This window comes from Bradyrhizobium daqingense, assembly GCF_021044685.1.
In the GTDB taxonomy this organism is placed as follows: domain Bacteria; phylum Pseudomonadota; class Alphaproteobacteria; order Rhizobiales; family Xanthobacteraceae; genus Bradyrhizobium; species Bradyrhizobium daqingense.
In genome coordinates this window covers 6,840,115-6,857,773 of the sequence record NZ_CP088014.1, presented here as the reverse complement: position 1 = coordinate 6,857,773, position 17,659 = coordinate 6,840,115, and the positions used below count along the sequence as shown (strand labels likewise).

At 64.0% G+C, this 17,659-nt stretch carries 23 protein-coding genes; 10 read left to right on the top strand and 13 right to left on the bottom strand.

Going from position 1 to position 17,659, the window contains the following annotated elements:
- Nucleotides 1–5 precede the first annotated feature (5 nt).
- A complete protein-coding gene (locus LPJ38_RS32850; RefSeq protein WP_167520272.1) occupies nucleotides 6–824 on the bottom strand; it encodes a quinoprotein dehydrogenase-associated SoxYZ-like carrier in 819 nt (272 codons plus the stop codon).
- A 50-nt stretch (nucleotides 825–874) separates the two neighbouring features.
- Entirely contained in the window at nucleotides 875–1,801 is a 927-nt protein-coding gene (locus LPJ38_RS32845) for a quinoprotein relay system zinc metallohydrolase 2 (protein ID WP_145629304.1), read from the bottom strand.
- 125 nt (nucleotides 1,802–1,926) lie between these two features.
- On the opposite strand from LPJ38_RS32845, the gene LPJ38_RS32840 reads away from it, so the two are divergent.
- The gene (locus LPJ38_RS32840; protein WP_145629302.1) at nucleotides 1,927–2,808 is read left to right on the top strand and encodes a substrate-binding domain-containing protein; all 882 of its coding nucleotides are present in this window, start codon (nucleotides 1,927–1,929) and stop codon (nucleotides 2,806–2,808) included.
- Nucleotides 2,805–3,377, top strand: a complete 573-nt coding sequence (locus LPJ38_RS32835) for a PQQ-dependent catabolism-associated CXXCW motif protein (protein ID WP_145629300.1) — start codon at nucleotides 2,805–2,807, stop codon at nucleotides 3,375–3,377. The genes LPJ38_RS32840 and LPJ38_RS32835 overlap by 4 nt, the downstream gene beginning before the upstream one ends.
- A gap of 55 nt (nucleotides 3,378–3,432) precedes the next feature.
- Here the strand turns inward: LPJ38_RS32835 and LPJ38_RS32830 are convergent, their stop codons facing one another.
- The 6 genes from LPJ38_RS32830 to LPJ38_RS32805 all read right to left on the bottom strand — a co-directional run bounded on the left by LPJ38_RS32830 (nucleotide 3,433) and on the right by LPJ38_RS32805 (nucleotide 8,289).
- Entirely contained in the window at nucleotides 3,433–3,735 is a 303-nt protein-coding gene (locus tag LPJ38_RS32830; RefSeq protein WP_145629298.1) for a copper-binding protein, read from the bottom strand.
- Between the two features lie 142 nt (nucleotides 3,736–3,877).
- Nucleotides 3,878–4,486: a hypothetical protein gene (locus LPJ38_RS32825; RefSeq protein ID WP_145629296.1), complete on the bottom strand. Its 609-nt coding sequence runs from the start codon at nucleotides 4,484–4,486 to the stop codon at nucleotides 3,878–3,880.
- Nucleotides 4,483–5,331 (bottom strand): ABC transporter permease, encoded by an 849-nt coding sequence (locus LPJ38_RS32820; RefSeq protein WP_145629294.1) that lies wholly within the window; start codon nucleotides 5,329–5,331, stop codon nucleotides 4,483–4,485. Before LPJ38_RS32820 ends, LPJ38_RS32825 begins: the two co-directional genes overlap by 4 nt.
- A complete protein-coding gene (locus tag LPJ38_RS32815) occupies nucleotides 5,328–6,134 on the bottom strand; it encodes an ABC transporter ATP-binding protein (RefSeq protein ID WP_145629292.1) in 807 nt (268 codons plus the stop codon). Before LPJ38_RS32815 ends, LPJ38_RS32820 begins: the two co-directional genes overlap by 4 nt.
- The gene (locus tag LPJ38_RS32810; protein WP_167520271.1) at nucleotides 6,131–7,099 is read right to left on the bottom strand and encodes a YVTN family beta-propeller repeat protein; all 969 of its coding nucleotides are present in this window, start codon (nucleotides 7,097–7,099) and stop codon (nucleotides 6,131–6,133) included. Before LPJ38_RS32810 ends, LPJ38_RS32815 begins: the two co-directional genes overlap by 4 nt.
- A gap of 8 nt (nucleotides 7,100–7,107) precedes the next feature.
- Nucleotides 7,108–8,289 (bottom strand): ABC transporter substrate-binding protein, encoded by a 1,182-nt coding sequence (locus LPJ38_RS32805; RefSeq protein ID WP_145629289.1) that lies wholly within the window; start codon nucleotides 8,287–8,289, stop codon nucleotides 7,108–7,110.
- Nucleotides 8,290–8,349: 60 nt separating this feature from the next.
- Here LPJ38_RS32805 and LPJ38_RS32800 point away from each other — a divergent pair, with 60 nt between their 5' ends.
- Nucleotides 8,350–8,922: a DUF3280 domain-containing protein gene (locus LPJ38_RS32800; RefSeq protein ID WP_145629287.1), complete on the top strand. Its 573-nt coding sequence runs from the start codon at nucleotides 8,350–8,352 to the stop codon at nucleotides 8,920–8,922.
- A 6-nt stretch (nucleotides 8,923–8,928) separates the two neighbouring features.
- Here LPJ38_RS32800 and fghA read toward each other — a convergent pair whose 3' ends face one another.
- Together fghA and LPJ38_RS32790 are read right to left on the bottom strand one after the other, a co-directional pair.
- The gene (fghA, locus tag LPJ38_RS32795) at nucleotides 8,929–9,774 is read right to left on the bottom strand and encodes an S-formylglutathione hydrolase (RefSeq protein ID WP_145629285.1); all 846 of its coding nucleotides are present in this window, start codon (nucleotides 9,772–9,774) and stop codon (nucleotides 8,929–8,931) included.
- Nucleotides 9,775–9,845: 71 nt separating this feature from the next.
- Nucleotides 9,846–10,466, bottom strand: a complete 621-nt coding sequence (locus LPJ38_RS32790; protein WP_008562541.1) for a response regulator — start codon at nucleotides 10,464–10,466, stop codon at nucleotides 9,846–9,848.
- A 191-nt stretch (nucleotides 10,467–10,657) separates the two neighbouring features.
- Here LPJ38_RS32790 and LPJ38_RS32785 point away from each other — a divergent pair, with 191 nt between their 5' ends.
- The 6 genes from LPJ38_RS32785 to LPJ38_RS38365 all read left to right on the top strand — a co-directional run bounded on the left by LPJ38_RS32785 (nucleotide 10,658) and on the right by LPJ38_RS38365 (nucleotide 16,007).
- Nucleotides 10,658–12,016, top strand: a complete 1,359-nt coding sequence (locus tag LPJ38_RS32785; protein WP_145629283.1) for a histidine kinase — start codon at nucleotides 10,658–10,660, stop codon at nucleotides 12,014–12,016.
- A 163-nt stretch (nucleotides 12,017–12,179) separates the two neighbouring features.
- Nucleotides 12,180–14,651: a TonB-dependent receptor gene (locus LPJ38_RS32780; protein WP_145629281.1), complete on the top strand. Its 2,472-nt coding sequence runs from the start codon at nucleotides 12,180–12,182 to the stop codon at nucleotides 14,649–14,651.
- 124 nt (nucleotides 14,652–14,775) lie between these two features.
- On the top strand, nucleotides 14,776–14,988 hold the full coding sequence (locus tag LPJ38_RS32775) for a hypothetical protein (protein WP_145629279.1): 213 nt from the start codon (nucleotides 14,776–14,778) through the stop codon (nucleotides 14,986–14,988).
- Between the two features lie 206 nt (nucleotides 14,989–15,194).
- Entirely contained in the window at nucleotides 15,195–15,530 is a 336-nt protein-coding gene (locus LPJ38_RS32770; RefSeq protein WP_145629277.1) for a hypothetical protein, read from the top strand.
- Nucleotides 15,531–15,632: 102 nt separating this feature from the next.
- Nucleotides 15,633–15,773, top strand: a complete 141-nt coding sequence (locus LPJ38_RS32765; RefSeq protein ID WP_347339012.1) for a hypothetical protein — start codon at nucleotides 15,633–15,635, stop codon at nucleotides 15,771–15,773.
- The gene (locus LPJ38_RS38365) at nucleotides 15,774–16,007 is read left to right on the top strand and encodes a DUF6894 family protein (protein ID WP_404437257.1); all 234 of its coding nucleotides are present in this window, start codon (nucleotides 15,774–15,776) and stop codon (nucleotides 16,005–16,007) included.
- 110 nt (nucleotides 16,008–16,117) lie between these two features.
- Here the strand turns inward: LPJ38_RS38365 and LPJ38_RS32760 are convergent, their stop codons facing one another.
- The 3 genes from LPJ38_RS32760 to LPJ38_RS32750 all read right to left on the bottom strand — a co-directional run bounded on the left by LPJ38_RS32760 (nucleotide 16,118) and on the right by LPJ38_RS32750 (nucleotide 16,940).
- Nucleotides 16,118–16,330 (bottom strand): hypothetical protein, encoded by a 213-nt coding sequence (locus tag LPJ38_RS32760; RefSeq protein WP_145629273.1) that lies wholly within the window; start codon nucleotides 16,328–16,330, stop codon nucleotides 16,118–16,120.
- Between the two features lie 60 nt (nucleotides 16,331–16,390).
- Complete coding sequence (locus LPJ38_RS32755) at nucleotides 16,391–16,633, bottom strand: transcriptional regulator (RefSeq protein ID WP_145629271.1); 243 nt, start codon at nucleotides 16,631–16,633, stop codon at nucleotides 16,391–16,393.
- Between the two features lie 97 nt (nucleotides 16,634–16,730).
- Nucleotides 16,731–16,940, bottom strand: a complete 210-nt coding sequence (locus tag LPJ38_RS32750; RefSeq protein ID WP_061851032.1) for a cold-shock protein — start codon at nucleotides 16,938–16,940, stop codon at nucleotides 16,731–16,733.
- Between the two features lie 428 nt (nucleotides 16,941–17,368).
- Between LPJ38_RS32750 and rpsU the strand changes: the two genes are divergently transcribed.
- Nucleotides 17,369–17,644 (top strand): 30S ribosomal protein S21, encoded by a 276-nt coding sequence (rpsU, locus tag LPJ38_RS32745; RefSeq protein ID WP_145629269.1) that lies wholly within the window; start codon nucleotides 17,369–17,371, stop codon nucleotides 17,642–17,644.
- Nucleotides 17,645–17,659: the final 15 nt, after the last annotated feature.

Genomic DNA, 17,659 nt, shown 5'->3' with positions numbered 1-17,659 from the left:
GAGCCTCACGTCCCCGGCTTCTCGACGTCCCACTCGTTCCTAAACACGTGCCCGTCCGTGTCCCTTGCCTCCGCGCGAAAGCGCTTGGCGCCGTTGGAGACATAGGTGAAGCGCAGATTGGGGTCTTCCGAGATCGAGATGCCGCCTTCCATCGACAGCACGGGGCTGTCGTCCTGCGTCAGCTTGATCTGGTTGACGAAGAAGGCCGGGATGTAGAGCTGCGTAACCTGGTCCATCTGCAGGCCGGAATTGTTGGGATGGCCGATCATGATCTGCGCCTCGCGCACGCGGCTCGCCGGCGCCTCCTCGCGTGCGAATTGCCGATAGCGCATCTGGCCGAGCCGGGCCTTGGCTTCCTCGATGTTCTTGCCCGCCGGTGCGGAGCAGCCGCCGGAGGCCTTCACATAGATTTTCGAGACATAGAGCTGGCCGTCGCTGAGCTCGGCCACTGCATGCACGTCGGTGTAATTGTTGACGCGCACCCGCGTCGAGATCTCCGTGACATTGGCATCCGGTCCGAGCTCGAACTTCGCCGCCATCGGCGCCGGATTGCGGTCGATCACCAGCGTGATCGAGCGAATGCGCCGCGCATCGCCGGGCGACAGCTTGCTGCGCAAGGTCACCGGCACGATGGCCGCGTCCTCGGCCCGATACGGCATCTCGATGCCGATGACGCTGCTGCCGTCGTTCATCGGACGGCTGCTGAAGATGTCCTGCACCAGGCCCGGCCAGGGATCGCTAACTTCCTCAGCCTGCGCCGGCACCGCGAGAGCGAAGCCGAGCAGGAGGGCGGTGAGGGTCAGGCGGCGTGTGCATCCCGTCATGGTCATGGTCCTGCGGACGATACGTCGTTCGGTGCAGCCTAGCGCGCCTGCTACTCCCATTCAATTTCCGAGAATGCTGCAGTTGCGTTGCGGGAATTGTAGTCCTCGAAAAGCTCCCATCGCGGCCGCTCCGCTGCGGCGGCCTTGGCGGCGGCGCTTCGGATCGGCTCGCCCCTCTTGTTCAGCGCGCGAACGTCGGACAGCAGCGTTGTCAAATAGCGCCGTTCATCGGTCAGCGCGGCAGGCCAATCGCTCACGGGGCCGTGACCGGGAACGACGCGCAGCGCCGGGATCGCCTCCACTCCCTTCAGCGTATCGAGCCAGCCGCGGATGCTGCCGTCCATGACCGGAACGTGGCGGAGAAAGACGAGATCGCCGGCGAACAGGGTCTTGGTCGTCTCGTCGAGCACGGTCAAATCGCTATCGCTGTGCCCAGTCGGCCATGCGCGCAGGGCGAGTCGGCGCGATCCGAGATCCAGGATCATCGTGTCCGAGACCAGCAGGGTCGGGGCGATGATTCTCACGGGATCGATCAGTTCGCGGCCCATGATGCGGCGGAAATTGTCGAGATAGAAAGGCCCTCGCGTCGCGAGCGCCTGCGGCAGCTTGTGATGGCCGACGAAAGTGGGGTTTCCGGCGGCGAAGGCTGCATTGCCGAAAACATGATCGGGATGGCCGTGGGTGTTGATGACGTAGCGGATCGGCTTGGGCGTCTTCGCCCGCACGGCGGCCAGCAGCGCCTCACCCTCGCGCACGCTGCCGCCGGTATCGATGACGGCCACCGCGTCGTCGCCCACGATGAAGCCGACATTGGCGATGCCGCCCTCGTTGTCGCGGGTCATCAGGGCGATGGTCCCGGAGTGTACGAAGATTCCCGGCGCGACTTCGCTCACAGGCAATTCGGCTGTCCCGGCGCGTGCTAGCGTCGCGATCCCCAGCAGGGACAGGGCCGAGACAATTGAAGCGATGCGAGACATTTTTCTGCCTCAGTTCAACGGATTTGCCGCATTGCACTGCAACAAGAAAGCCAACACCAATTGGCAAAACATGGCACGTCATGCGTTGCATGGATAACATTCAAACAAAGCGAGGAGGAAGCGCGATGACGGAGACCGGACGACATCGTCGCTGGTTATTTTCACTGTGGGTCCTGATTGCATCCTGCGTGGTGGGCGATGCCGCCGTCGCGCAGACGAGCGAGACCGGCGACCTCTCCTTCGAACTGGTCGACCCCAAGGTGCTGCGCGTCTGTGCCGATCCGCGCAACCTGCCGTTCTCCAATGAAAAGGGAGAAGGCTTCGAGAACAAGCTCGCAGAATTCCTGGCGGAGAAGCTCCAGAAAAAGCTCGATTACGTTTTCTTTCCGCAGGCCGCCGGGTTCGTGCGCATGACGCTGGGTGCGCATCGCTGCGACGTCATCATGGGCTTCCCGCAGGGCGACGATCTCGTGCAGGGCACCAATCCTTATTACCGCACGAGCTATGCGCTCGTCGCCAAGGCCGGTAGCGGGCTCGAGGACGTCGAGACGCTCGAGGATCCCAAGTTGAAGGGCAAGCATGTCGGCATCGTCGCCGGCACGCCGCCGGCAACCAACATGGCGCTGGCCGGCTTGATGGCTGATGCAAAGCCCTATCAGCTGATGATCGACACGCGTTTCGACAATTCGGCGCAGGCGATGATCGACGATCTCACCGCCGGCAAGATCGACGCGGGCGTGCTGTGGGGCCCGATGGCCGGCTACTACGCGAAGAAGGCCGACTCGCTCCATGTCACGCCGCTGGTGAAGGAAACCACCGGACCGAGGTTGATCTATCGCATCGGCATGGGCGTGCGTCCCGCCGACCAGAACTGGAAGCGGCAGCTGAACAAGGTGATCCAGGACAACCAGGGCGAGATCAACAAGATCCTGCTCGACTTCGGCGTCCCGCTGCTCGACGAGAGCAACCGGCCGCTCGGCGCGGAGACCGTCAAGAAGACGCCATGAGGCAGCATCTTGCCGTTGCGCTGCTCGCTGCCGTTCTGGCAGCGCAGGCCGCTTTGGCAGGGAAGGCTTTGGCGCAGCAGCAGCCGTTCGAACCCGAAGGCTATCGCGCCGACAATTACCGCGCACCGGTGCCGGCGACGCTCACCGGCGCGCGCGTGCTGTCGACGGCGGAGGCCGAGGCGATATGGCGCGCGAAGAGCGGCGCCTTCATTGACGTGATGCCGCGCCCGCCGAAACCGAAGAACCTTCCGGAAGGCACCGTCTGGCGCGATGCGCCGCGCAGGAACATTCCGGGCAGCATCTGGCTGCCCGATACCGGGTACGGCACGCTGCCGCCGGCCATGGACGACTATCTCCAGCGCGGCCTCGCCCGCGCCTCGCACGGCGACAAGACTGCACTGCTCGTGATCTATTGCCTCGCCGATTGCTGGATGTCCTGGAATGCGGCGAAGCGTGCGCTGGCCTACGGCTATGCCAACATCGCCTGGTATCCTGACGGCACCGACGGCTGGGAGGGCGCCAAGCTGCCCACCGTGGACGCGCAGCCGGAACCGCGCCCGGACCAGTAATGATTGGATGCAGGTGCCTGCCTCTCCCCGGAAGCGGGGAGAGGCAGAGGCAGTGCTATTTTTGCTTCTGTAACTTCGTCAGCGTGCCCGTGCCGTTCGTCTCGGTGGCCGTATAGCTCACCCTGTCGCCGGCATGGACGGCGTCCAGCATGGCCGCGTCCTTCGCCTTGTACTCCTGCAGCGCGCCGGCGTTGCCTGTGCTGGCGCCGACAGTGCCTTTCTGCGTCTGCTGGATCGAGATGGTGCCGTTGAGCCGATCGATCCGCGTGATCATTCCGGTCATGTCTTCGGCAAAGGCGTTGGATGCCAGCATGGTGACGACCGCAGCGCCCGCGAGGATGAATTTCGTTGTTCCCATCAAGGCCTCCCGATGTTGGATGTCTTGGGTTGACTTCGACAAGACGTCCCGCAGCGATTTGGTTCCGCCGGATGGCGCGGCGAAGGATTAACGATCGTGCTGATACTGCGGGAACTTTCGCGAGCCGTCAGCGAGGCTGACGTTATTCCATCTCCTGCTGGATCACGCGCCCGAGCGCGAACAGGCGCTGGTCGATCGTGGTGGGAACCTCGCAGACGAATCGCACCACTTTGTGACGGTCCTCGAAAATGCGCGTCTTCCAGATCAGATCGTTGCTTAGCGCCTCGACCTTGGTTTCGTCGCGCGGGGTTGCGCCCTGGAGCGCCTGGAGCGCAAGCGTCTCTTCGCGGATCTTGTCGGCGGCCTCGCGCTGCTTGCGGCTGACGCGTTCGAGCCCGTTCATCACCTGCGAGCGCTGGGCGTTGAGCGTGTCGAACAGGCCGGCGAACAGCAGCTTGGCATTGGCCGACTTGTCCGAGGCCGAGGCGGCGAGAAACTCCTTCACCGATTTTTCGGCCTCGTCCAGCGGCGTCTTGCGCGCCGACAGCTTTGCGACCAGTGCGCTGACCTTGGCGTCGTCCTTCCACTTGTTCTGGACGTCGTCGAGCGCCGGCCCGGCCCAGACGGCCGAAAGCGAAATCTCCGGCACCTTCGCCTGGGTGCAGGGCCAGTCCGGATAGCGCGGATCGACCGCGCGGGCGGCCGCGCTCGAGAGCGCAATTGCGATGGCAGCCAAAATCCAAGCCTTCATCCTTCGCCTCCCGCCGGTCCGCGTCGCGCCAGCCCGCGCGACGGATCATAGGCGAAAATCGCACCGATCATGAAGACGATTGTGCAGATCGCGACCACCGCCAGTGAGACCCAGTTGATCTGTCCGTACAGCGCGAAGCGGATCAGCTCGACCGCGTGGGTGAACGGATTGACCTCGCAGAGATAGTACAGATAGGGGCTGCCCTCCTGGACCCGCCAGAGCGGGTAGAGCGCGGAGGAGGCGAAGAACATCGGGAAAATGACGAAATTCATCACGCCCGCGAAGTTCTCGAGCTGCTTGATGCCGGAGGAGATCAGCATGCCGAGCGAGCCCAGCATCAGCCCGGACAGGATCAGCGCCGGCAGCACGGTGAGATAGCCCGACGGCGGTGGGGTGATGTCCCAGAACCAGGCGATCAGGAGGAACGCGTAAACCTGGAGCAGCGATACGGCCGTGCCCGCGAGCAGCTTGCAGAACAGCAGGAACCCGCGCGGCAGCGGGCTCACCAGCAGGGTGCGCATATTGCCCATCTCGCGGTCATAGACCATCGAGAGCGAGGACTGCATGCCGTTGAAGAGCTGGATCATCGCCATCAAGCCGGGCGCGATATAGACCTCGTACAGGATGTAGGTCTCGTAAGGCGGGATGATGGAGATGCCGAGCACCTGGCGGAAGCCGGCAGCGAAGATGAACAGCCACACCAGAGGCCGCACCAGCGCCGAGACGAAGCGCTCGCGTTGATGCAGGAAGCGCAGGCCCTCGCGCCAGACGATGCCGGTGAGGCAGGTCATGTACTCGGCGAATGAGAAGCCGCGCGGCACTTCGCGCGTGGCGATGCTGCTCATGCGCCGCCTCCCGGCATGGTTTGCGCGCCGGTCAGGCGCATGAAGGCGGTGTTGACGTCCTGCGCGCCGGCTTCCGCAACGACCCGGCTCATCGGTCCCTGCGCCAGCACCTTGCCCTGATGCAGCACGACGAGGTCGTCACCGGGCAGGATCTCGTCGAACAGATGCGTGGCCCAGAGCACACCGATGCCTTGTTCCGTGACGAGCTGACGGACATGGCTGATGATGTCGGCGCGCGCCTTGACGTCCAGGCCGACGGTCGGCTCGTCCAGCAACAGCAGTCGCGGCCGGTGCAGCAGTGCGCGTGCGATCTCCAGCCGCCGCATCTGCCCGCCGGAGAGGTCGCGCACCTTGCTGCCGGCGCGCTCGGCAAGACCGATGCGGTCGAGCAGCTCGGCGCTGCGCGCGGCTGCCTCGCGGCGGCTGATGCCGTGGAGAGCCGCGTGATAGAGCAAATTCTGTGTCAGCGAGAGATCGAGATCGAGCGTGCGCGGCTGGAACACGACCCCTAACAGCCGCAGCGCCTCGCCAGGGCTCTTGCTGATGTCGTGCCCGAAGATGCCGATGCGTCCCGTTTGGATGCCGAACAGACGCGTGATCAGCGAGAACAGCGTGCTCTTGCCGGCACCGTTGAGGCCGAGCAGTGCCGTGAAGCTCGCCGGCAGCACGCGGAAGGAGACGTCGGTCAGCGCCCGCCGCGGGCCGTAAGCATGGCTGACGCTGTCGATCGATAGCGCCGGCACCGTGGCCGCCTCCGGCCCCGGCGTCTCGCGCGATTCAGCGGTCGGGGCAGGTATCGTCATGGCGCGATCGCAACGCCCCAGGGCAGTTCGCCGACCTGGATGGTCTTGATCACCTTTTGCGCAGCGACGTCGATGACGGAGACGTCGTTCGACACGCCGTTGGTGGCGAGCAGATATTTCTCGTCCGGCGTGAACGCCACGTGCCAGACCCGCTGACCGACCAGAAGATATTTCGTCACCTTTCGGGTGGCGACGTCGACCACGGCGATGCGGTTGGCCGGGCCGAGCGCGACGAAAGCGGTCTTGTCATCCTTGGTCATGCCGATGCCGACCGGCTGGATCGCTTCTTTCCGCAGGCCCGGGATCTCGAACGTGACTTTGCCGATCACCTCGTGTTTTTTCGGGTCGATGATCGAGACGGTCCCGCCGATCTCCGAGGACACCCACACTTCGGAAGAGTCATGCTTGAACTCGGCAAAGCGCGGGCGCGCGTCGACCAGCACGTTGGCGACGATCTGGCGCGTGGCCGTGTCGATGAAATGCGCCATGTTGGTCGTTTCGGACGTGTTGATCAGCGTCTTGCCGTCGGGGCTGATGGTCATGCCCTCGGGCTCGACGCCGACCTGGATGTCTCCGAGGCGTGCGCGCTTCTCGAGGTCGATCACGGTCACCGTGTTGTCGTTTTCGTTGGCGACATAGAGGATCTTGCCGGCGGCGTCCTGGGCGAACAATTCAGGATCGGGGCCGGACGGCAGGCTGTCCACGACGGTCTGGGTCTTGGCGTCGATCACCTGGATGGTGTCGTCGTCGCCGACCGCGACCATAACGAACTTGCCGTCGCGCGTCAGATCGATGCCGCGCGGGCGTTGGCCGACCTTGATGGTCTTGGTCACGGTCCAGCTGTCGGTGTCGATCACCGACACCGTGTTGCTCTTCTCGTTCGAGACATAGGCGATGAACGCGTGCGCGGGCGCGGCCGCCAGCACCAGTGCGGAGAGAAGCCCAACACGCCACTTGCGCGACATCTGCATCCTCATTTCAGCTTGCATTTGCTTTCCGGACGGTCGTAGCCGAGCGTGTCGAGCTCGGAGACCTGGTGCAGGAAACCCTCCTGCGGCGACACCGACACCACCATGCGACCGTCGACCAGCAGGATGGGCTGGCGCAGCTGCAGATTCCAGTCGCGCAAGGTCAGCCGCGTGCCCTTGAAGGCGGCGACGGAGAAATCCGGGCCTTTGATGAAATCGGTGACCTTCTTGACGTCGCCGGAATTGGCGCGCGAGGTGGCTTCGCCGATCATGCGCACCGCCGTCCAGGCCTGCATGTCGAGCGCGGTCATGCGCCGCGCGTTCAGCTTGACGAAGCGGTTCTGAATCTGCAGCGCGCCCCATTGGTCCTGCGCCGCGTCCCAGCTGCGCGGCACGAGGCCGGCCGAACCCGCGACGGGGCGCGGATCCCAGGTGCGATAGGGCAGGTAGGCGCCGAACACCTCGCTCTCGTCGGCCGCGACCAGCACGTCATAGGCCGGCGCCTGTTGCGTAAAGACCGGCATCTGGCGCTGGATCAGCGTGACGCCGGAATCCGTGCGGCGGGCACCGCCCTTGTCCTCGAAGGTGCGCTCCTGCACGATCTTGGCGCCGAAGCGGGTCGCGGTGCGCCTCAAGGCATCGGCGAACAGCTTGTCCTCGTCATGCGAGCCGACCACGAGCAGCCAGCGCGACCACTTCTTCCACACCAGGTACTGGCCGAGCGCGTCCGCCAGCATCGCACGGGTCGGGGCGGTATGGATGACGTTGGCGCGGCAATCGGCCTCGCGCAGCCGCTCGTCGATCGCGGCGACGTTGAACAGCAGCGTGCCGCGATCGCGCAGCGCGTCCGAGACCTTCAGCAGCGCATCGGCCGGCAGGTCGGCGATGATGAAACCGTTCTTGTCGGCGAGGGCGGCTGCGGCCTGGACCGGATCCTCGCCTTCCTTGATGCGGCGCTCCTCCAGCGTGAAGCGCTGGCCCAGGAATTTTCCCGTGGTGTTGTTGTCCTCGATGGCAAGGCGGGCGCCGGCGACGCCGTCATTCTCCGCGGGCTGCTCCACCAGCGACAACGTCGATCTGGTGCCGGCGACGCCGAGATAGCCGACGCCGATCGCGACGGGGTCCGCCGCGAGCGCACTCGTCGCGGCAACGCCCAGGCCGATCAGGCCGACCAACCATCGGATCATGCTTCCTCCAGACGATCTCTGCGGCTTGACCGCCGCTGGAGAATTGTCTCTGCTTCAAGCATGACCAATTTGTCAGAGCATGCAACCCCGCATTTCGTCCCCGCGCGCACGAGGATTGGAATCACGATCATGCGAGCGTTGATGTGTTTCGCAGCGTTGCTGTTGACGGGCTCGCTCGCGCGCGCCGATCCGCCGAAGCTCGCGGTGTTCGATTTCGAGCTGATCGACACCAGCCTGCCCGGCGAGTTCTATGGCTCGCGGCCCGAGGAGGCGCGGCTGGAGCGCATCAGCGAGCAGCTGCGCAAGGAACTGGCAGAGTCAGGCAAGTTCCAGCTGCTCGACATCGCGCCGATCAGGGATGCCGCCCGTCGCGCGAACTTGCAGGCCTGCGGCGGCTGCGACCTCAAGCTCGCCGGACAGCTCGGCGCCGATCTCGAGATCACCGGCCTCGTGCAGAAGGTCTCGAACCTGATCATCAACCTGAACATCTATCTGCGCGACGTGAAGACCGGCAACATGGTCGCGGCAGCCAGCGCCGACATGCGCGGCAACACCGATGAAGCCTGGACCCGCACGATGAGCTATCTCATCCGTAACCGGTTGCTGGCGCCGAATTACGGGCGGCCGCAATGAGGGGGCTCACCCCTTCAATCTCTCCGCATGCCAGTGCAGATGATCGCCCATGAAGGTGGAGATGAAATAATAGCTGTGGTCGTAACCCGCCTGGCGCCGCAGCGTCAGCGGGATGCTCGCCTTGGCGCAGGCGGCTTCGAGCAGCTCCGGCTTGAGCTGCTCCTTGAGGAAATTGTCGGCCTCGCCGACATCGACCAGGAAGCCGGAGAATTTCGCCCCGTCTTCGATCAGCGCCACAGTGTCGTGGCTGCGCCAGGAATCCTTGTTTGGTCCGAGATAGCCGGTCAGCGCTTTGGTGCCCCAGGGTACGAGCGAGGGCGCCACGATCGGCGCGAAGGCGCTTGCCGCGCGAAAACGGTGCGGATTGCGCAGCGCCACCGTCAGCGCGCCGTGGCCGCCCATGGAATGGCCCATGATCGATTGCCGCCTGGGATCGACCGGAAAATTCTCCGCCACCAGCTTCGGCAACTCGTCGGTGACATAGCTCCACATGCGATAATTGCGCGCAAACGGCTCCTGCGTTGCATCGACGTAGAAGCCGGCACCCAGGCCGAAATCATAGGCGTTGTTGGCATCGCCGGGCACGTCGGGCCCGCGCGGTGAGGTGTCGGGCGCGACGAAGATCAGGCCGAGCTCGGCGCAGGTCTTGCGGAATTCGCCTTTCTCGGTGACGTTGGCATGCGTACAGGTCAGCCCGGAGAGGTACCAGACCACGGGCAGTTTGGCACCGTCCGCATGCGGCGGAACATAGACCGAGAACACCATGTCAGTCCCGGTCGCCGCGCTCGCATGGCGATAGACGCCCTGCACACCGCCATAGGACTTATTCATCGAGACAGTCTGAATCGTCATGCCCTTAAGCTCCATGGCATCTCACTGCAATCAACATTGCAACGCTTGTGTGACGGAAATTTGTGGCGGTATCAGGCGACGCCGCTGTCGATCGCCAGCCGCACCAGCTCGACCGAGGTCTTCACCCCGAGCTTCTGGCGCATGATCGAGGAGGTGTTGGCCACCGTTTTGTAGGACGATTGCACCAGCCAGGCGATCTCGGACAGGCTCTTGCCGGCGCTGAGCAGCCGCAGGATCTCCATCTCGCGCGCGTTCAGCTTCGACAGCGGGCTCTGCGCCAGCGCAGGTCCCGCGAAGGCGATGCTGCGTGCGATCGCGGTCGGCAGGTAGGTGCCGCCGCCGCCGACGGCGCGGATCGCCTCGACGAGGTCGTCGGGGTCGCCGGTCTTGGAGACGTAGCCCTTGGCGCCGCATTCGATCGCGCGCGCAGCGAAGGCAGGGTCGTCGTTCATGCTGAACATGATGATGCGGGCCTCGGGCGCGCGTTCGAGGATGCGGCGCGCGAGCTCGAAGCCGGAGACGGTCGGCAGGTTGATGTCGATGATGCAGAGGTCGGGACGCTCGACGATGAAGACGCACTCGCCGTCTTCGGCGTCGGCGGCCTCCAGGATCTCGATCTCGCCCTCGTCGGCCAGCACGGCACGGCAGCCGGAGGCGACAATGGGATGATCGTCGACGATCAGAATGCGCATAGGCGTTCCCCGCGACAGCTTCGAACCTGTGTGCCGCAAGAAGCCGACCAGGCAAGGCGCGTGCGCCTCATGTCGCCTCATGCAACCCGGCCGGGATTGCTGTACGTTCCGATTAGATATCCGCCGCTTCGTCTCTGTCAACGTCATCGGACAGGCGGGCAAAACCTTCGCGGGGGCACCAAGCGAGACCAATGTGGCAAAATCTATCCTTGCGCGGTCGCATCAACCTGCTGCTGGCGTTGCTGCTGGCCCTGGGGCTCGCCGTCAATATCGGCCGCCAGGTCGCAGAGGCGGGCCCGCGGGTGCAGGCCGAGGACCAGAGCGTGATCCGGCTCGCGCGCGAGTTCATCGAGATGATCGTGGCGGACCTGAACGAGGCGCCCGATCCGGATGCGAGGCTGAACCAGATCGCGCGCGATCTCAGCCGCCTGCGCCATGTCAGCATCGCGCTCCATGACGCCGGCGGCCGTCCGCTGACGCCGCCCCGAACCGGGGCCGACGCCGACACGCGCGGTCCGCCGGCCTGGTTCGTCGGCCTGGTTCATCCCGAGCAGACCGCAGTCAGCGTGCCCGTCTCGATCCAGGGCAAGCCCGGCTCGCTCGCGATCACCTCGCATCCGATCGACGAGATTGCCGAGATCTGGGACAGCATCGTGACCCAGCTCGAGGTCGGTTCGGTCATCGCATTGGTGCTGTTCCTGCTGATGACGAATGTGGTCGGCCGTGCGCTGGCCCCGCTGCAGTCGTTGGCCAAGACGATGGGCGAGATCGAGGGCGGGCATTATGACGCGCGGGTCACGCCGGGCGGCGCACCCGAGCTCGCCGCGATTTGCGGCAAGCTCAATCATCTGGCAGCAGCGCTGGGCGAGGCGGTCGAGGACAAGCGCCGGCTTGCCGAGCGCGCGGTCTCGCTCCAGGACGCTGAGCGCAAGGAGATTGCGCGCGAGCTGCATGACGAGTTTGGGCCGTATCTGTTCTCGCTGCGCGCCCATGCCAGCGCGTTGGCGAAGCTGGCGGACAGCCGCGAGCCGAGTGCGGAGGCGGTGCGAAAGCACGGCAGTGCCTTGCTGGAGCAGATCAACGCGCTCCAGCAGTTCACCCGCCGCGTGCTGGAGCGGCTGCGGCCCGTCGGTCTTGCCGAGCTTGGCCTGCGCCAGGCGCTGGAATCGCTGTCACGGCTGTGGCGGGAGTCGCATCCCGACGTCGCCATCGAGACCACGATCTCGCCCGCGCTGGGCGCGACCGGGGAGACCGCGGACCTCACCATCTACCGCATCGTGCAGGAGGCGCTCACCAACGTGTTTCGCCACGCCAGCGCGACCTCGGTCAACGTCGTGATCGAGCCGGCCGGACAGCAGGGGCGCGACGGCCGCTTCTGCGTCCGGGTACGGGTCAGCGACAATGGCCGCGGCATGGAGCCGGGTCAGAAGCTCGGCTTCGGCCTCGTCGGCATGCGCGAGCGTATTTTGGCGCTGGGCGGCACCCTCAACGTCGTTTCCGGGGACGGCGGCTTGACCGTCGAGGCGCTGGTGCCGACGGCGGCGGCCTGATCGCGCCCGAAAGGATCGGGAAAAATTCCCGATTTGGTCGGGAAAACGGGTGCTGATGCCGCCCGACCTTTTGTGGCTGGCGCACCAATTGCGGCCGAATAAACTCGTTTCGACCAATCGGCGAAAATCAAAATAGCCGGTCGTTGCGGATGGGAAGGCGGGGATGGGCAAGGTTCTTTCGTTCAAGCGTCGTTTGTTGATGGCTTCGATGTCGACCGGGCTGGTCTCGGGTTTGGTCTGTGCGAGTCCTGCCGGGGCCGCCCCGGACGAGGAAACCAACGTTCAGAACCTGCCGCCGGTCGAGGTGACCGCACCCCCGCCGGCAACGCGGCGCGCGGCGCCGTCGCGACCGGTGGCACGCATTGGAGCGGCGGGGTCGGCTGCGCCGAGGACACGGCTCTATGTCTACCCGACCTCGCCGGGCACCGGCCGGGGTCTCGACGTCGACAAGGTCCCGTCGGCGATCAATGCCGTCGATGCCAGCCAGATCAGGCGCACGAACTCGCTGAACGTCACCGATGCGCTGCGCGACAACATTCCCGGCGTCAATATCAGCGAAGTCACCGGCAATCCGTTCACGCCGGATATCGAGTTCCGCGGCTTCGTTGCCTCCCCGGTGGTGGGCACGCCGCAAGGTCTCGCCGTGTACCAGAATGGCGTTCGCATCAACGAAGCGTTCTCGGACGCCGTCAACTGGGACCTGATCCCCACGGCCGCGATCAGGTCGGTGACGCTGGTGACCAACAATCCGGCCTTCGGCCTCAACGCGCTGGGCGGCGCCCTCAACCTGCAAATGAAGGACGGCTTCACCTATCAGGGCGCGGAGCTCGACATGATGGGCGGCTCGTTCGGCCGCATCCAGGGCTCGGCGCAATGGGGCAAGCAGGTCGATCAGAACTACGCGGTCTACGGCGCTCTCGAAGGCGTGCGCGACAACGGCTTCCGCAACTTCTCGCAATCGGAAGTCCGGCGCTTCTACGGCGATGTCGGCTACAGGGCCGGCGACAGCGAATTCCACGTCAACATGGGGGCCGCCAAGAACAATTTCGGCGCCAGCGCCACCGTCCCGGCCGAGCTGCTGGATAAATATTGGGGCGCCACCTACACCACGCCGCAGACCACGTCCAACCGCGTCGGCTATCTCAACCTGACCGGAAAGGTAGACGCCACGCCGACCTGGACGCTTGAAGGCACCGCCCATGTGCGCAGGTTCGAGCAGAACATCGTCGACGGCAATCCGACCGACGCGGAGGAGTGCGGTGCAGATCCGGCGCTGCTCTGCTTTGGCGACAACGCCTCACCGGCGTTCGGGGCGGGCGGCGTGCAGCTCGCCAATCCCTTCGCGCCGGGAACGATTCTCGGGGCGATCGACCGCGGCTCGATCCGCTCAACCACGTTCGGCGTGTCGGGGCAAGCCACCAACGTCGATCAGCTGTTTGGTCATGACAACCGCTTCGTGGTGGGCGCAACCTATGACGCCGGCGTCACGCGCTACAACGCCTCATCAGAGATCGGGTCGATGGGAGAGAACTACGTCGTCACCGGCAGCGGCGTTTTCCTGGGACCGACTCCTGTGGCAAATCCCGTCGCCGGCCCCGTCTCGCTGCGGACCATCAATCAATATAACGGCCTCTACGCGATGGATACGTTCAACGTCACGGACGCCTTCGCCATCACGGGCGGCGGCCGTTTCAACGCGGCGCGGATCACCTTGGAAGATCAGCTCGGAACTGCGCTCAACGGCGACCATACGTTCATGCGCTTCAATCCGGTCATCGGCGGCACCTACAAGATCACGCCGGGCTTGACCGCTTATGCCGGCTATTCCGAGGCCAACCGCGTGCCGACGCCGCTCGAGCTCGGCTGCTCCGATCCCGCCAGGCCTTGTCTCATTGCAGCCTTCCTGGTTGCCGATCCACCGTTGAAGCAGGTGATCTCGAAGACGGTGGAGGCCGGCTTCCGCGGCACCACGGAGCTGAACATCGGCACGCTGGGATGGAAGGTTGGCGGCTTTCGCGCCACCAATCACGACGACATCATGGCGGTGCCGGTCGTTGGCCGGACCGGCTTCGGCTATTTCACGAATGTCGGGAGGACACGGCGGCAGGGACTCGAAGCGGAAGTCAACATCAAGTCGCCCACGCTGCAGTTCCAAGCGAGCTACGCCTTCGTCGACGCGCGCTACGTCGATCCGCTCGAACTCGGCTCGGAAAGCCCGTTTGCCGATCCGGCCACCGAGACCATCCAGGTCAGGCCCGGCAACCAGATCCCCGCGATCCCGCGCCACCGCGTCAAGGTCGGCGTCGACTACGCCGTGACCGATGTCTGGAAGGTCGGCGGCAACGCGCTGTTCGTCTCGAGCCAGTACATTGTCGGTGACGAATCGAACCAGTACGCCAAGCTGCCCTCTTATACGGTCTTCAATCTCCACACCTCCTATCAGGTCGCGAAGAACGTCCAGCTCTACGGCCGCGTCGACAACGTATTCGACAAGCGCTACGTGACCTACGGGCAGTTCTTCGACCGTGATGCCTTGCCCAACTTCACCAATGGCGGCGCTGATTTCACCGACCCGCGTTCGCTGAGCCCGGCACGGCCGAGGGCGTTCTATGCGGGCATGAGGGTGACGTTCTAGGACGAAGCTGAGACCGCTTCGCGCGGGAAGCCAGCGGAGCCGTTGGGACAGTCAAGCAAGTGCTGCAAAGCCGGAGCGTGCAAACTAATTCGGACGCGGTCGGATATCAGTGCTAGACTTGGGGATGATGAAAATCCTTGTGGTTGCGCTGGTCACAGCAGTTCCGGCGCTCGCTCAAGTCGGTTCCCCGCAGAAGCCGCCTCTGACCGATCGTGAACAGGTTAAGGCTGACCGGGAGAAGGCGGTCGAGGCCGAAAAGAGCGCACCCACAACGCGACCTTGGGATCGTGACGCGGACGGCAAGCGTCCCTGGGATCAAAAGCCCGCGAAGCCCTGAGACTCGAGGGGCAAGCTTCCCAATGGCGCTGCGCTCCAAGGCGCAGCCGTGCTTCCTCGTTTCCGGCGATGCGGCTCCGACCTACGCCGCTTTCTGAATGGCCAATGGCTTCCAAGTCTTAGGAACGGTTCGGACGATCGCCCGTTGGTCTTGCATCTTCTGCCGATGGGCGCGTTGCTGCGGTGGCAGCAAACCAGGTGAGCCCAATGAGTAAGCGTTCCAGCCTCGCGCCAGCTGTAAGCTTTCGGCCTTCGGCGTCCCTGCTGAAGGCCATCGAGGCGTGGATGGCTCAGAACAATGGCACTTCCCTACCTGAGGCGATTGGTCGCCTCATCGAGCTGGGCCTCACTGCACACGACCGTCGTGATCAGCAGAAGCTGCGCGCGCGCAAGATGGCTGGCGATGCCATCGATGGCATGGGCGACAAGGCCACGACGGAAGATGCCCGGATCGCTCGCAAGCAGGATCTGCTCAATGGACCCGAGGAGTTCGACCGTTTGCGCAAGGACCGACCCGGTACAACGAGCCGGTCAAAAACCTAACGCGGCGGTGAGAGCCGGCCGACACCAGATACATCGCAGAGAAAGAAGGAGTGGACCATGAGACAGCAATCCCAAACACGGGCCGCCAAGGAGGCCCATGACTTGTTCAAGCCGATCGCGAAGAAGCCGCCGACCGATTACGAGCAAGCGCAACAGACCTTCCACGCAAATCGGGAACGGTTGAAAGCCGAAAGGTTGGCCAGGGAAGCCGAGCGCCGCGGCAAGCCCGACAAGGCATCTTAGGTGCCGCGCTTCTATTTCGATATCTGGGACGGGGAGTCGCTCGTAATCGACGAAGAGGGGCTGAGCTTGGCCGGCCGAAGGGCCGCGGAGATCGAGGCGGCGCTTCTCTTGCGGACATCAGCTTTCTCTTGCGGACATCACCAGGGAGCTCGATGCCTTCACGAGCAGCGACGGATTGACCATTCAGGTCCGGGACGCGATCGGCCTCGTCTTCAGTGCAATTTTCGTTGGTGAAAGAGCTCTGCCAAGCAATTGATGAAATTGGCGCGCAACGTCATCGCGCCGGTTACGATGTGAGCGTCATCTTTCCTCGAGACCGCTGCGCTGTTCAGGATCATGCTCGGCTAGAGCATCGAAAGCACGACAATTCCGTCTTCGAGTTCTCCTGAAGCCAGGCGCGCCCGCGCGATGCGCTCGAACTCCGTCCGGTGCTTCTGGAGATAGCTGAACGCCTGCTTTTGCGTGTTGAACGTGGTGGCAAGTCGGCACATCTGCCGATTTGCGCCCGACGCGAGAAAGAAAGTGATGGTTCCGTGGTCCGGCTTGAGTCTAGGCACGATCTGCTCTCTCCGGCATGTGATCGGCCCCTTCAGGGTCGGCGGCAGCGTTGAGAGCGACTATTGCGCCCGCTTCTTTGAACGCTGCTTCGGCATCGGCGTTGGCAAAGCAATGCGAGCGGCCTCGTCGGCTGCTTCCCTGGCCTCGCGCGCCTCGCGAAGCCGCGCCATGTTGTTGCGGATCTGGACAGCCCGGCGCTCGACCTCGGCCAAAGCGCGCGCGCCCTCTTCAGCAGCCAAGCGCTTGCGGTCGGAACGTGCGATGCTCTCGGGCGACGGCTCTGCCGATTTCCTGGCGCTCATTGCTCGCGGGCCTCCGCCACGGACGAAACCCGCTCAATCCGAAGATCGAGCGGGCAGGGGAACCGTTTCAGTACATCCGTGAAACGGTACCACGATATCAAGCCAGCGAGAGATTCTCGGCGCTGACTTTGCCTCGCATTTTGTCGGTCTTGATCTCGAAATTGACCTTTTGGCCCTCACCGAGACCCGTCAGACCAGCGCGTTCTACAGCGCTGATGTGAACGAACACATCATTGCTACCGTCGCTCGGCTGAATGAAACCGAAGCCCTTCTGGCCGTTGAACCACTTCACAGTACCTGTCGTCATCTTCTTCTCCAAAGTGCGCGAGCACATGCCGCGTGACAATCACGCGTCATCTTCAACTTCGTCGATGTCTTTGGAAAAGGAGCCCGCAGGGCGCATTCAACAAGGCACAGCGGCTAATCGAACAAACTCAACATATAGCACATTCGCGATTTTGCAAGGTGGCAAGCCAATTTGTTTCGGCGGCCACCGTCCAGGTGTTCCGATCGCTTCGCGCGCCTCGTTGAACAGGCGACACGTTATCGATTGACAGCGGTGCACGAGAGGGTCACGTTGATGCCACCAAGCTGCATCGCCGTGACGAGCAGATCGGCTTGTGCGCAGCCGCGGCGAACATTGCCGCCACTATCCTCAAAAGTCGGAATGAAGCTCCTGCGGGATTGGCTGCCACAGGACGTGCCACATTCGCAGCCATCAGCAAGGAGACTCAATTGCACGTCCTCGTCAGAGACAACAACGTCGATCAGGCACTCCGCGTTCTCAAGAAGAAGATGCAACGTGAAGGCGTCTTCCGCGAGATGAAGCAGAGGCGGTCCTACGAAAAGCCGTCCGAGAGAAAAACCCGCGAGAAGTCCGAGGCCATTCGCCGGGCCCGCAAGCTCGCTCGGAAGCAGGCCATCCGAGAAGGGTTGCTGCCAGCACCGCCGAAGAAGAAGCCGTTCGAGCGCAAGGCACCATTGCCGGAGATCAAGGCGCGGGCGGACTAGAGACCGCAGTCGTTG

Coding starts and splice junctions, on each gene's coding strand:
- LPJ38_RS32805 (WP_145629289.1), bottom strand. CDS start 8,289: ATGATCCGATGGTTGGTCGGCCTGATCGGCCTGGGCGTTGCCGCGACG.
- LPJ38_RS32835 (WP_145629300.1), top strand. CDS start 2,805: ATGAGGCAGCATCTTGCCGTTGCGCTGCTCGCTGCCGTTCTGGCAGCG.
- LPJ38_RS32810 (WP_167520271.1), bottom strand. CDS start 7,099: ATGTCGCGCAAGTGGCGTGTTGGGCTTCTCTCCGCACTGGTGCTGGCG.
- LPJ38_RS32850 (WP_167520272.1), bottom strand. CDS start 824: ATGACGGGATGCACACGCCGCCTGACCCTCACCGCCCTCCTGCTCGGC.
- LPJ38_RS32800 (WP_145629287.1), top strand. CDS start 8,350: ATGACCAATTTGTCAGAGCATGCAACCCCGCATTTCGTCCCCGCGCGC.
- LPJ38_RS32750 (WP_061851032.1), bottom strand. CDS start 16,940: ATGACGACAGGTACTGTGAAGTGGTTCAACGGCCAGAAGGGCTTCGGT.
- LPJ38_RS32815 (WP_145629292.1), bottom strand. CDS start 6,134: ATGACGATACCTGCCCCGACCGCTGAATCGCGCGAGACGCCGGGGCCG.
- LPJ38_RS32845 (WP_145629304.1), bottom strand. CDS start 1,801: ATGTCTCGCATCGCTTCAATTGTCTCGGCCCTGTCCCTGCTGGGGATC.
- LPJ38_RS32755 (WP_145629271.1), bottom strand. CDS start 16,633: ATGAGCGCCAGGAAATCGGCAGAGCCGTCGCCCGAGAGCATCGCACGT.
- LPJ38_RS32780 (WP_145629281.1), top strand. CDS start 12,180: ATGGGCAAGGTTCTTTCGTTCAAGCGTCGTTTGTTGATGGCTTCGATG.
- LPJ38_RS32775 (WP_145629279.1), top strand. CDS start 14,776: ATGATGAAAATCCTTGTGGTTGCGCTGGTCACAGCAGTTCCGGCGCTC.
- fghA (WP_145629285.1), bottom strand. CDS start 9,774: ATGACGATTCAGACTGTCTCGATGAATAAGTCCTATGGCGGTGTGCAG.
- LPJ38_RS32825 (WP_145629296.1), bottom strand. CDS start 4,486: ATGAAGGCTTGGATTTTGGCTGCCATCGCAATTGCGCTCTCGAGCGCG.
- LPJ38_RS32770 (WP_145629277.1), top strand. CDS start 15,195: ATGAGTAAGCGTTCCAGCCTCGCGCCAGCTGTAAGCTTTCGGCCTTCG.
- LPJ38_RS32830 (WP_145629298.1), bottom strand. CDS start 3,735: ATGGGAACAACGAAATTCATCCTCGCGGGCGCTGCGGTCGTCACCATG.
- LPJ38_RS32820 (WP_145629294.1), bottom strand. CDS start 5,331: ATGAGCAGCATCGCCACGCGCGAAGTGCCGCGCGGCTTCTCATTCGCC.
- LPJ38_RS32785 (WP_145629283.1), top strand. CDS start 10,658: ATGTGGCAAAATCTATCCTTGCGCGGTCGCATCAACCTGCTGCTGGCG.
- LPJ38_RS32790 (WP_008562541.1), bottom strand. CDS start 10,466: ATGCGCATTCTGATCGTCGACGATCATCCCATTGTCGCCTCCGGCTGC.
- LPJ38_RS32840 (WP_145629302.1), top strand. CDS start 1,927: ATGACGGAGACCGGACGACATCGTCGCTGGTTATTTTCACTGTGGGTC.